This is a genomic window from Paenibacillus donghaensis (assembly GCF_002192415.1).
Classification (GTDB): domain Bacteria; phylum Bacillota; class Bacilli; order Paenibacillales; family Paenibacillaceae; genus Paenibacillus_AQ; species Paenibacillus_AQ donghaensis.
Map to the genome: position 1 here is coordinate 5,330,274 of NZ_CP021780.1, position 12,602 is coordinate 5,342,875.

A 12,602-nucleotide genomic window follows, 5' to 3' on the forward strand; every position below is an offset into this window, starting at 1 on the left:
CCCGGTCCCTGCAGTTAAGCTGTCCTATGATACGATTGGCACGGCAAACATCAGTTAGCTGAAGGAAATAACGACCTCATGAACCCCCGGTTCCTCTTGCAATGGAATGACAGGCTGAGACAGCTGGCTTCCGTTAAGCTTCACGCTCGCCTGGCTGCTCCGGGAACGCCGGAAGCCCTCAGGCTTGCTTACAGTTATCCGGTAAGAGCTGTCCGCAAGCCTAAGCACGAATTCCAGCCCCTGCTCCTCTTCTCGCAGAATCGGATCGATCATTATTTCGCCTTCCCGGTGCTCGATGCCCAGGGCTTCCAGCAAGGACAACGTCAGCCAGGTTGAGGTTCCGCTCAGCATCGGACCGATATTCTCCCCCGTCTCGCTGTTGTTATATTGGGTGCAGAAGCGGGGATTGCCGCAAATTTCGAACGGCGCCTCCAGGGTCCGGTATGGCAGCGTGATATCTAGCAGCCAATAACCGAGCTGCCCAAGTCTTGCAGCCAGCGCTGTGTCCTCAACATTCCTTGCTGCCTTGAACATCGCTGTAGTTGCCATCATGCAGGCGTGCTTGAACACGCCGCCGTTCTCACGGTCTCCAGGGAAATATTCATCTGAGGCAGTGTGAGACGACACCTTGCCAAGCGCAGCCGGCGTGACCAGCTTCAGACCGGAGGCAGTCTTCAGCGTACGTTCAATCACATCCAGCATCGTTGTGATCTGCTGCTCTGTAGCGCAGTTTGCCAGTATGCTCCAGCTGAAGGAGTTGAGGAAGTAAGAGCCTTCGGTCAGCGGGTCAGCGGACAATCCGTCGCCACCTGCACCCAGGTAGGAATATTCGCCATTCGGGTAGCGGTTGAACAATACACGGGCGAAGAAATCACCCTTCCAGGCATGCTGCTGCAGATTGCTGTGCAGGGTACTGCGCCGCTCCTCCAGCTCTCCGGCATAGACCGTATCGCCCTTGCGCTCTGCCAGCTCCAGCAGCTGGTCCATGGCAACCTTCAGCAGGAAGCCGTTCATCACACTCTCTGAATAATCGCTCTCCAGCGGATCACCGAAGCTGCCGCCCTTTTCCAGCTGCTTGCGGTAACGCTCCTCCTTCACCGGCCCGTTGATGCAGGTATCATCCAGCTTCAGACAGTCGTTCCAATCCGCATAATCCAGCAGCGGGATTCCGTGCTTGCCTACTGAGATCATGCCGGAATAGACCAGAATCGCCTGCAGGGTTTTATATACCGACCTTGTTGCTTCAGGCACACTACCGGCGATGGTACATTCTTCATCCAGGAAGCCTGTATCTCCTGTCAGATTCACATAACGGTACACCGCCTGGACCAGCCAGAGCGCATCATCCGACCACTTGCCTGGCTCCTTGCCTACCCAGAAGAAATTGTGATTGGCGAAGCCGAATTCGAACACATTGGCGGTCCATTCCTTCAGCAGCTGGCGTACCAGCTCTCCCTGGCCCATGCCGACAAAATAATACATCGAGGCATACAAATCCTGTATCTCCCGGAAGCCAATTTCGCGGTAGCCCTTCTGCGTCTGACAGAACGAACGTGACACGAAGGACTGGTACAGCACCTGAAACGGCAGATTACGGTTCACATAGGTATTGAAATCCTCATTCTCTGAATGGATCTGCAGGAACCCGCTGTACTCACGCACAAATGCCTGGCTCTGCTCCAGCGCCTTCTCTACCTCTGCGGGATCTGAGAAACGGGTGGTCAACTGTCCTACCTCTCTGGCCAATACCTCCTCGTCCCACTGCGCATTGCCCTTGTCAGAGACAAGACCGGTGAAATGGTCAGCCAGTACCGTCTGCCCGGCGGCAATATCAAGCTGAGCGGCAACGGCAAAGAATCCCGGTCCCTTGCGGTACAGCCGGCTGCTTAGCTTCAGCGCGCCTTGCGGCCGCTGCAGCGTTCCGTTGCCGACAAATTCATTGTAGTTGACGCAGAATTCAGTAGCGAACCCGGTTTCACCAGCCTGATGCAGCAGCATGGTATGAAATCTGAGGTCTTTTCTGCCGTTCTCCGGATAATAGTCGGGGCTGACGGCGGCCAAAGCGCCGTTTTTGTCCCGCAGTACCCCGCCTTGCAGAATAACGTTGCTGTAGAGCACATCCTCGAACAGGGCGCCGGGAGCAGCAGAACCGAACATGCCGGTATACACCAGGCGCAGGGATCTTGCTGCAGCTCCGGTATTGCGGATTGTTATCCGCTGCACCTCGGTGGCCAGCGGCAGTCCCTCTTGCTGCGGCAGGATGAAGATCGTCCGGATAATTTCCAGACCGCAGGCAGTGACATAAGTGATCACGGTCTGGTTCTGCGAATGGCGGCATTCGGCTGACACAATGGCAGCCTCCTCCGGCTCAGCCGAATAGAACAGCTGGCGGTTGTTCTCGAACAGGTAGAACTGGCGGTTGGCCGGGAATCCATTCTCCTCCTGGCGCATATCCCAGCGTGAGGCCAACACTTGTGTGGCGGCGTGTGAGCGGAAGCTGCCTCCGCCGAAGCGGTCCACTACGCTTTTGGGAGTAGTCTGCAGCGGATGCGCATAGCCGATCCGGTTGCCCAGCAGCAAGTTAACATAGAAATGGGGACCGGGTGATGGGGCAAGCAGATCGATCACATGCTCGCCCTGCTCATTCAGCCAACCTGCACTCACATTGCCTGCACCCAGAATGCCCCAAATTTCTCCGGCGTCACCCACAGGCAGGCTGGCCTTCTGCACCTGTTCACCGCACACGTACAGCACAGTCTCTCTGCCGGATAACCGGACCAGCACAGATTCTCCGCTTGCAGCCAGTCTCAGCAGAACGGAAGCCGTCTCCGGATGCTTCATCAGCTCCAGAACAGCTGGAGTCTTGCGGGACAAGCCTGATACGCCGATAACCGCGAGCTGCTTCGCATCGGCATAGATCGCATCCACCTTGTCTTCAGGTGAGATCAGCTCCTGAAACAGCTCGCGGAGCCGGGCGTCGGGATTAGCATCGTGTTCTCTGGCGGTATAATAAGTTAACATAAGAACCCTCCTCTTAATGTTGGACACAGGTTCGGCTGGTCCCTATGCATTCGGGTCCAGCCGTGCCTGCTGTTTATGCTTAGATTGCTCCATTGTCAATCAGGCTGATGTTGTCAATATGGACTGTTAGGCTGCCGGCAGCCTCGCCATCGATATTGCCCAGCTCAAAGGAGATGCGCCCGATGGAGGTCCCGACAGATTCCACGTTGAACCCGATGGTGTACAGCTGCTCGTCACCGCCAAGATCAACAACGTCGCTGGTATAGCTGTGCCAGGTGTAGTTATTGGCCGCGTCCAGCCATCCGATGCTGATGTTCATCTTGCGTGCTGTGGATGACTTGGCCTTGAAGGTCAACGTGTAACGGTTGCCCTCGGTATATTCAATGCCTTCATAGTAGACCTGACGGTCCCAGGAATTGCTGCCTGCGGTGCCCAGATCAATCTTCAGCTTCTCTTCTGCCGCTGAGATCGCCAATTGTCCGTTGTCTGCCGTATAAGTAGTCCAGCCCTGAATACCGGCAGCGAAGTCGCCGTTAGGCAGCAACTCGCCTTCATACGGCTGGCCTGCCAGCACAGGGTTGATCTGGACGAGTGAGATGTTATCCAGATACACATCGTGGGCACCCAGCACCTCATCAATCCTGCCCAGGCTGAACTGCAGAACGGATGCCGGCTCATTGCCGTTTGCTGTGAATCTGTATTCATAGTAGGCATCCTCTTCACCCAGCACAGCCGGCTGCTCCAAATACGTGGTCCAGTTGTTGTCAGTGGCTCCATCATGCTGAACCAGGGCAAGGATGCTTCGAGCCATACTGGAATGGGCATTGAAGCTGAGCTGATAGGTTCTCCCCTTCTCCAGCGGGATACCGGACTGCTTGACCTGCGCATTCCATGGCTCATCGCCTGTGCCGCCAAGACTTACCTTCAGCTCCCCATATACTACAGAAGCTACAGTATCCTTGACCGGATCGGTATCGACCCAGTCCTTCTTGAACAGCGTCCAAGCCTCTGCACTGCCGCTCTCGAAACGTCCGTCTGCTGCCATCTCGCGCGTCAGGTCCAGCCAGGTCAGGTGGTAACCCTGCCCGGATATACGGATATAGTAGGTTCCTGCCGTCAGACTCAGCGGTTCGGAAGTTAAGGTACGGTAGACATTCAAACCTCCTGTGTTGCCGACGGGCTGCCCATACGTGACTGCTGTAACGACCGGCTGCCGGGATTCGTCCAGCAGGGTGACAGCAAGCTCTGAATCCGGCAGAATGCTTGCGGCACGAAGCATAGGTACATAGCTTCCACCTTGAGTAATCTTCACCTTGTAGTCGGCATAATCCCCTTCATCCAGCACAGCCAAATCTCTGACACCTTCGGCGCTTGGAACAAGCTCGGTACCTGCGGCTGCATCATAATGGTCTGCCTGCAGATGGATGTATCCGCCCGAGCTTGCCGGGCTCTTGATCTGAACCAGGCGGACATTATCAATCTGAACCTCGCCGGCATGGCTGCCCAGCAGGAACGACAGCGTGGAATGCGCTGCGGCAGTGTCGCTCAGCTGGATACGCTTGCTGAAGCTTGCCGCTTCGGTTGTGAGATTCATCTCGGCTCCGTCGGGATAACCGCCTTGTTCTGCTGCCGTATCCATGGCGACCTGAAGCACAAGCTCCTTGCTCGCCTTGGCATCAAAGGTCAGCTGGTAGGTCCCGCCTGGGGTTAGCGGAAGTCCTTCCTGCAACAGCTTCACGGCATCTGGCTCCAACCCGTCTTGCGAGACCTCAGCACGGAACCAACGCTCCATCTGCGGGAATGCAAGTGTATTGGTCACACCAGCCTTGACACCCGCTTCAGGCACAGCTGAGATTTGCCAGAATTCCATCCGGTCCTTGCCCAGATCGAAGTTGCCGTTATAGATCCAGTTGCCGTCGGCCAGCGCTGTCCGCTCCTCCACAATCGGATCAATCTCAACTACGCTTACGTTGGTGAAATAGGCGGCTCCGGCATTCTGGCCCAGATTGAATTCAAAGCGGACATTGTTGTCCGAAGGGTCCTTCATTGTGAAGCAGTATTCATAGGTCTGCCATTGCTCGCTCAGCTGAAGATTCTGCTCACCGGAGTAAGCCTTCCAGGCTCCGCCAAACTGCGTGAGCTTGCTCATGAACGGCCGGGACACATCGCCTTTAGCCTCGAAGGTGGCCTTGTACGATTTGCCTTTCTCCAGGAGCAGCGGCATCTGGGTCAGCTGCAGTGAATAATTCACCGTCCCTTTGTCATCCACGGTAACCTTGGAGACACTGCCTTTCTCAGGGTCCTCCATAACGCTTACGCTGCCCTGGCCTCCTTCATTCTCAATAAATTGCCAATTCTGTGGCAAGCCTGTGCTGTCCACCCCTTCTGCGAACGCTCCGTTATAGATCTGATTCCCGTCCGGCAATGCTGGACGCTGAGGCTCTGAAGAGCCGCTGTTCTCCGGACGTTGTCCGGTTACATCCGGCCAGTTCTCCAGATCCGCATACTCATAGACACGCACATAATCGACGAACATCTTGTCCGATACGAAATCGCTGAGCGGATCTCCCGGCCAGTCTCCACCGACAGCCAGATTCAGAATCATATAGAACGGGCGGTCAAAAGGTGCCGGATAGGTATAAAAGTCCGGCTGTCCCAGGGCCTGGGTTCCCCAGTCGCTCGTTTCGAAATATTTCTCCCCGTCCACATAATAACGAATCAGTCCCGGAAGCCATTCCAGCGTGTATTCGTGGTATTCGTCGGCAAAGGTCTGACCCTCGGGAAGCACATATTCCTCAGTCTGGACCTCATGGGGCAGATTGTAATGCAAGGAGCCGTGAACAGTTCTTGGATATTTGTCTGCATTCTCCGGATCACTGGCTTTGGGACCCGTCAGCTCCATAATGTCCATCTCGCCGCTGCCTGGCCACGGTCCATATTGATGGAATTCATCGGTAGGCATCATCCAAATAGCCGGCCACATCCCCTGCTGGATCGGCAGCTTCGCCCGTACGCTGAATTTGCCGTACGTGAAGTCTCCCTTCAGCTTGGAGGTCAGCTTGGCTGAGGTGTAATCGCGGCCTTCATATGCTTCGCTTCTCGCTTCCAGCGCAAGCACGCTGTTGCCGCTCTCTTCTTCAATCGCGGCATTGTCCGGCCGGTAATATTCCAGCTCGTTATTGTACACCGTACCTGTGTCCTCGATGTTCCACTTCGTGGTATCAATAACATTGCTGTTGAATTCATCATTCCACACCAGCTTCCACGGATCGGCCTGCACCGGAGGTTCGGTAGCTACAGCCGTTGGAGCAGGCGTTGGTGCTGTTGTGCTCGCAGGTGTTGGCTCCGGTGTGCTCGCAGCTGTAGGAGCCGCTGTGCTTGGCGATTCTGAGCCGCCGGAGCCTGTGCCTCCGTTAACCACCGCCGGTACAGATGTAGGCGCTGTACTGACCGCCGGACTGGCTGGCAGCTGCAGACGTGTACCCTTGGCCAGCGGCTCACCATTGAGCAGCACACCCTCGGCATCCACTTCCAGTTCCGCAATCGTTCCTTTGTTGATGAGGGTAGTTCCCGCTGCACTTGCTTCAATGGTTAATTTCGCAACAGCGGAATCAGCCGTCAGTTCAATCACTGCGGGGTGCTTAACCTTAACGCCGGAAGCAGTTGTGCCTTCGCTAAGCAGAAGGCGGACAGGGCTGCTTTTTTTGTCCACCGTAATATCGGCCAGCTCGGAACCCTTGAGAATGACCGAATTGACGCCACCGCCCGTAATCCAGGTATTTCCGGTGATCGCAATATGCTCCGCTGTGAATTCACCATTCCCTACACCCTCGGTGACATAGAGTGCACCGGAGATCCGGGTATTCTGCAGCTCCACGCCGGAACGGTTCACCACCGCATTGCCCTTGACCTCACCGGGAGCGAACCTGCCTGAATCCGCACTTACCCACCCGATCATCCGGGATATCATCACAGCGGCTTCGGCACGGGTCAATGTGCCCTGAGGCTTCAGCTGGCTGTTGGCATCTCCGCTGATATAACCGTTAACGGCCATAGTGCCTGCTGCCGCTCTTGCGTAGCCGGATAACTGGTCCTGATCCGGAAAGGTGCTGAGAACTGCCTCCGGCATCTGCTCCAGCCGGAAGGCACGGCTCAGCATCAGGAAGCTGTCCTGTCGCTGGACAGAAGACCCCGGGTTGAAGCTGCCATCGGCATAGCCGGTCACGATTCTAGCTTGCGCTCCCTTCGCCAGTGCATCTGCATACCAAGCGGATGCGCTTACATCTGTGAAGACAGCAGTCCCTGTATCCGCATATTGAAAGACACGGTTCAGCAATGCCACCAGCTCGGCCCGCGTAATGGCAGCGTCCGGATGGAATAAGCCGTCTTCATATCCGTACAGAAGCCCCTCTCCAGCCAGCTTCGCCGCCGCTTCCTTAGCCCAGTGATTCTGCACATCCTTGAATGCCGTCACCACAGCTGGCGAATCCACTGCTGCTGCGGCCTGAATGGCCGGGGGCACGGGGATCATGGTGGCCATGAGGCCTATAACCAGAACAATGGCTTGTAGTTTCCGGTACATTGATATTCCTCCTTGAGAGAATTCCGTCCTTGCATTCTGGTCGGTCTGTTCTCAGTATAGAGTTGTCCCCTGTAAGGTTATATACCAATTCCTTAGCATTGATAACAAAGATGCAACGTCTTCTCCCAGCGATGGATATAGAATACTCCGAAACGCAAAAAGCACCCAGACTCCCCCGCCGCATCAAGCAGCAGTTAGTCAAGGCGCATCAAGCCGTTATGTAGTTCTGTTCCTAAAACAGCGGATTCCCGTTTCAGGAGGAGGCGTGGATATGAGGGTAATCCTGGGCAATTTCTTCACCGGAGAACAGATCGTCAAGCGAGCTGAGCGTTCCGTCTTCTTCCACCTGATAGACGGACATTTTCTCGCCGTTAACCGTCAGTTCAATGAAACAGCCCCAGCAATAGAACTGGTGAGAACCAATCTTGCCGATATCCTTGGAGTTGCAGTTTGGACATTTCATATCATACATTCCACCTATCCGTTAACAATATTAATGGCTTTTTGAAGCCGTTCTTCGCTCATTGCGGGAACCATGACGGCATTCTCCCCAATAGACATCTCGTCAGAACAAGGCAGCCATTTGCGGCCTTCGATCAAATCGGTGACAAGTCCATCACTAATTTCCAGCGCTACTATTGTGTTTCCCATCTTTTGGTCAAAATAAACATCAGAGACTCTTCCAATTATCGTTCCGGTTGCAGTTAAGACCTGCAAATCCTTGATTTTGTTTTTACCCAATATAAAAGTATGGGCAATCTGCTCGGATTCTGTCTTCTCTACGGACGATTCACTGCGGATCATCACAGCATCTTCGCCATAAGCGACAATTTCCTCCCATGCCACAACTTTCACATGATTGTTGAAGAAAGATTTGCTTTCCAGTTCAATACCCGTAATCTTCCAATTTGAATCCAGCAAAATATCGACAATCTTGCCGACCTCATTGCCTTCTTCGACATCACGTACAGCCAGTCCAATCATGTCCTGGAGTTTCATGGCTGCCTATTCCCCTCACTTTGAGTGTAATTACGAGTTCCCAGGGTGGCCGGATGGCCCCCGAATCCTGAAGCTCGCGCGGGCGCAGGCAACACTTAGTCACTCATACGCAGGCGTTTCACAATGGTTTCAATTTTTCGGGAAACGTACTCCATTTCTTCAGTAGTATTACCCAAACCAGTGCTAAATCGAATCGCAGAATGCAAAAGATTTGCCGGAAGTTTCATCGCTTGCAGAACATGGGAAATTTCCAGTGATCCCGACGTGCAGGCTGAGCCGCTGGCGGCGGCGATTTGCTCCATATCCAGGTTCATCAGCAGCACATCCGTTCTCGCTCCGGGGAAGCTCAAATTCAGAATATTCGGCAGAAAATGCTGCATATTCCCGTTGACCTTGTAGCCCTCCGGACCCAGCAGCCTGTCCAGCTCCAGCAGCATACACTGCCGAAGCTCCATCGACTTGCTGCCCCGCCCTGCAATACCCTGCACCGCCAGCTCGACCGCCTTGGCGAACCCGGCTGCACCAGCCAGGTTCTCCGTTCCCGCGCGCCGGCTGCGCTCCTGCAGCCCGCCGTGCAGCCTTGGATGCAGCGGAGCCCCGCGCCGGATATACAATCCGCCTACTCCGCCCGGGCCGTTGATCTTATGGGCGCTGAAGCTCATATAATCCACCGGCAACTCGCGCAGAGTCAGCGGAATCAGCCCCAGCACCTGCACCGCATCGACATGGAACAGAATGCCCCGTTCCTTAGCCAGCTGTCCAATCTCTCTAATCGGCTGAACGGTTCCTACTTCATTATTGCCAAACATCACGCTGATCAGAACCGTATCCTGGCGAATGGCCGACTCTACGTCTTCTACGGAGACCCTCCCGGTAGAATCTACCGGCAGATAAGTCACCGTGAAGCCCAGCTTCTCCAGCTCGCGGCAGGTATGCAGCACGGCATGATGTTCAATGGCTGTGGTAATGATATGTTTCCCTTTGGAGGCCGCTGCGGCAGCGTTAGCTGCGCCGAACAGCGCCAGATTGTCGCTTTCTGTGCCACCGCCGGTGAAGATCCACTCCTCCGGCGAACAGCCCAAAAAGCCCGCGATCAAATCGCGTGCTCCGTTTAGCACTTTTTTGGCCGAACGCCCAAACAGATGAACGCTGGACGCGTTGCCGTATGGCTCTGACATTATATTAAGCATGACCTGCGCCACTTCCGGATGAACCGGGGATGTAGCAGCGTGGTCCAGATAGATTGATTTCATAACTAGTTTCTCCGCTTCTATGGATATAGACCGTATACGTTCACGACTATTCGATTATAACGCTGCGCTTATGACTTTTCCACAGCATAAAGAACACAATAATGTAACATTTACCCCGTTATTCCAGCCAAGCAGAAGCAGCTTCGCAGTCCGCTGCAAGAGGCGGCATCCTTTTCTGTGATAAATAGAAGGATGAGCAGCAAATGAAACTGTTTAAGTCCATGATAGTCTCTCATGTCCAGTTCACCGAAATAGATGCGAAAACGCACTTAATTTCAACGAAAACGGCTGTTAGAAGGTAAATAAGTGCGAATATGCAACTAATTACGAGTAAATTGCTTGTTCAGCGCTCAGAATCAGAAATTAAGTGTATTATGGCACTTATTTGCTTCAAAACGGGAAAAATCCGTGAATTAGATGCAGATTCGCAACTAATTTCGTGATTGGACTGATGTGGCGATCAACATTTGATGCTCCTTTTCTATGGGAGCCTAAATAGTAACCAGTTTCGCATCTAACCTAAATAGTACCTTTACTTTGTTCTGTCTGGAACAAGCGCTCCAGTTCGGCCTCTGACACCACCTTGATGCCGTTCGCCCGCAGCAGCGCCGTCGTCACCCCATGCCCGGATTGTTTCGTGCCGCTGAACGTTCCGTTATAAATCAGCCTGCTGCCGCAGGAAGGGCTGTTCTCCTTGAGCACAACAGCTGTGGCGCCTGCGCTGCGGGCCATTTCCAGGGTCACATATGCCCCTTTCAGATACAGCTCGGTTACATCCGCACCCGAACGGTCCATGACTCTGGCTGTGCCTGCCAGCACATCTCCGCCGTCCCCGCCCACGATTTCGGCAGGCTCCCTGGGCGTGGAGAATCCCCCCAGCAATTCAGGGCAGACGGCCATCGCCTTCTGTTCCTCCAGCAGTCTTGCTATCGTCTCGTCCAAGCAATCCGTACCATTATATCTTACCTTCATCCCTGCCAGGCAAGAGCTTACCAGTATCACCGGGTAATCACCCTTCCGCTTGTGTTCTCCATGTATTAAGACTGCCCTGAGCATATCATGGGGGGATAACACTGTAAACAGCTGCCAGGCAGCAGCCGCATGCACGGTAAGAACTATCATGTTAAACTGTAAATAACCCTATATTCCGGAAATTTAAGGAGGACTACAGATGTGCGGACGATACACAGTCACTGTAACTATGGAGGAGCTGATGTTCCGGTACCTGACCGGAGACAGTGCGATTATCCATTATGCGCCCACCTATAACGCTGCTCCTGTACAGTTCATTCCAGCTGTAGTCGGCAGCTCTTCCGGCAACAGGCTGGGATTGCTCCGCTGGGGCCTTGTGCCCTCCTGGGCGAAGGATGACAAGGGCGGCAGCCGGATGATCAACGCCCGGGCAGAGTCGCTGCTGGAGAAGGCCTCCTTCAAACGTCTGCTGGGCAGCCGGCGCTGCCTGATTCCCGCTGACGGCTTCTATGACTGGAAGCCCCAGGAGAACGGCAAGCAGCCGATGCGGATCGTTCTGCGTGACGGCGGTATTTTCTCCATGGCAGGCTTGTATGATATCTGGATGGACCCGCAGGGCAATCGCTTGAGCACCTGTACCATCATCACCACCGATTCCAATGAGCTGATGGCAGACATTCATGACCGGATGCCGGTCATCCTCAGCCGCGAAGACGAGCAGGAGTGGCTGCGCCGGGACAACCAGGATCTCCCCGCTCTGCAGAAGCTGCTGAAGCCATATGCCTCCGAGCAGATGCGCGCTTATCCGGTTTCAGCAGCGGTGGGCAATGTGCGCAATAATTACCGCGAGCTTACGGAAGAACTTGGATAGAGACTTCAACTCACTACGAGGAGGTGCTTATGATGTCTGAACAAGTTAGGAAATGGATCATAACCCTATTGGTATTTTGGGGCTTGTTCCAAATCATGTACTACTTGCTGGTTAATATCGTCACTGAATATATTATTTTTCGGGAACCTTTCAATAATGTTTTTCAAATCGTGGGTCTGGGCCTGATTGTACTGCTCTCTTTATTACTCACATCTGTGCTGGTTCACCCCAAGGATAGCTCTTCTTAACCTTCGTTAAGAAGCTAAATAACCCGGCAAATCTCCGCTTATGGAAGACCTGCCGGGTTATTTCATTATTTAAGAGTTCTGGCCGCCAGGCCATCGATCAAGAAAAGCTCAATGGCGTTATTGTCTCCATCATACGCTGCTGAGAATATATGCCTGGCTCTGAGCGCTTCCTTCGAACCGGGGTTCTGCAGTAACGCAGCTTCATCCAGGAATTGCCCGGTTTCCGTATCATAATGGTACTCCTGGTAATTCCCTGTCCCGTTTATGGCGTGTTTCTCTCCATATAACTCTGTAATACGCGTTGTGGACATGCCAATTTCCGCTCCCCGGGCTGTTCTGTATACCCCCTGGGATTCTCTTTTCAGCGTGATGGCTACGACCTTATCATCCCTATAGAGCACACCCACACCCGAATCATATGTATAGGTGTTAGTAGTCGCCTCATCCCCGGTGCCCAGCACCTTCTCCGCATCCTTGCGGCTCATGCCATAGCTGACCCGTCCCTTGGTGTTATCTACCTTGTAGATGGCCATATCCTGCTTGGAAAAAGTATCAGGTTCCAGCTGATCAGCCACATCATTGCCGCTGTTGCAAGCCGTTATTGTAAGCAGCATAGCAACCAGCATTATTACCTTCTTCAAATCATCCTGAACCTC

Annotated in this window: 9 protein-coding genes; 2 read left to right on the forward strand and 7 right to left on the reverse strand. The window is 54.0% G+C overall.

The genetic code is table 11. From position 1 onward, the window contains the following. Positions 1–54 precede the first annotated feature (54 nt). From B9T62_RS24330 to B9T62_RS24355, 6 genes are all read right to left on the reverse strand, one after another. The gene (locus B9T62_RS24330; protein WP_087917651.1) at positions 55–3,021 is read right to left on the reverse strand and encodes a GH36-type glycosyl hydrolase domain-containing protein; all 2,967 of its coding nucleotides are present in this window, start codon (positions 3,019–3,021) and stop codon (positions 55–57) included. Between the two features lie 79 nt (positions 3,022–3,100). After that, positions 3,101–7,603 (reverse strand): carbohydrate binding domain-containing protein, encoded by a 4,503-nt coding sequence (locus B9T62_RS24335; RefSeq protein WP_087917652.1) that lies wholly within the window; start codon positions 7,601–7,603, stop codon positions 3,101–3,103. A gap of 253 nt (positions 7,604–7,856) precedes the next feature. After that, positions 7,857–8,066 carry a hypothetical protein gene (locus B9T62_RS24340; protein WP_087917653.1) on the reverse strand — a complete coding sequence of 70 codons (210 nt, stop codon included), beginning with the start codon at positions 8,064–8,066 and terminating at the stop codon, positions 7,857–7,859. 14 nt (positions 8,067–8,080) lie between these two features. After that, positions 8,081–8,602 (reverse strand): PRC-barrel domain-containing protein, encoded by a 522-nt coding sequence (locus tag B9T62_RS24345; protein WP_087917654.1) that lies wholly within the window; start codon positions 8,600–8,602, stop codon positions 8,081–8,083. A gap of 95 nt (positions 8,603–8,697) precedes the next feature. Next, complete coding sequence (locus tag B9T62_RS24350) at positions 8,698–9,855, reverse strand: cysteine desulfurase family protein (RefSeq protein ID WP_087917655.1); 1,158 nt, start codon at positions 9,853–9,855, stop codon at positions 8,698–8,700. Positions 9,856–10,374: 519 nt separating this feature from the next. Continuing rightward, a complete protein-coding gene (locus B9T62_RS24355; protein ID WP_087920410.1) occupies positions 10,375–10,857 on the reverse strand; it encodes a 2-thiouracil desulfurase family protein in 483 nt (160 codons plus the stop codon). Between the two features lie 169 nt (positions 10,858–11,026). Between B9T62_RS24355 and B9T62_RS24360 the strand changes: the two genes are divergently transcribed. Together B9T62_RS24360 and B9T62_RS24365 are read left to right on the forward strand one after the other, a co-directional pair. Beyond that, positions 11,027–11,698, forward strand: coding sequence for an SOS response-associated peptidase (locus B9T62_RS24360; protein WP_087917656.1), 672 nt, complete (start codon positions 11,027–11,029; stop codon positions 11,696–11,698). A gap of 29 nt (positions 11,699–11,727) precedes the next feature. Continuing rightward, a complete protein-coding gene (locus B9T62_RS24365; RefSeq protein ID WP_157793991.1) occupies positions 11,728–11,946 on the forward strand; it encodes a hypothetical protein in 219 nt (72 codons plus the stop codon). 65 nt (positions 11,947–12,011) lie between these two features. On the opposite strand, the gene B9T62_RS24370 is transcribed toward B9T62_RS24365, so the two are convergent. Then, positions 12,012–12,587, reverse strand: a complete 576-nt coding sequence (locus B9T62_RS24370; RefSeq protein ID WP_157793992.1) for a hypothetical protein — start codon at positions 12,585–12,587, stop codon at positions 12,012–12,014. Positions 12,588–12,602: the final 15 nt, after the last annotated feature.

Excerpts from the sequence above, each read along its gene's own strand:
- B9T62_RS24330 (WP_087917651.1), bottom strand. The coding sequence starts at position 3,021 with ATGTTAACTTATTATACCGCCAGAGAACACGATGCTAATCCCGACGCC.
- B9T62_RS24335 (WP_087917652.1), bottom strand. The coding sequence starts at position 7,603 with ATGTACCGGAAACTACAAGCCATTGTTCTGGTTATAGGCCTCATGGCC.
- B9T62_RS24340 (WP_087917653.1), bottom strand. The coding sequence starts at position 8,066 with ATGAAATGTCCAAACTGCAACTCCAAGGATATCGGCAAGATTGGTTCT.
- B9T62_RS24345 (WP_087917654.1), bottom strand. The coding sequence starts at position 8,602 with ATGAAACTCCAGGACATGATTGGACTGGCTGTACGTGATGTCGAAGAA.
- B9T62_RS24350 (WP_087917655.1), bottom strand. The coding sequence starts at position 9,855 with ATGAAATCAATCTATCTGGACCACGCTGCTACATCCCCGGTTCATCCG.
- B9T62_RS24360 (WP_087917656.1), top strand. The coding sequence starts at position 11,027 with ATGTGCGGACGATACACAGTCACTGTAACTATGGAGGAGCTGATGTTC.
- B9T62_RS24365 (WP_157793991.1), top strand. The coding sequence starts at position 11,728 with ATGATGTCTGAACAAGTTAGGAAATGGATCATAACCCTATTGGTATTT.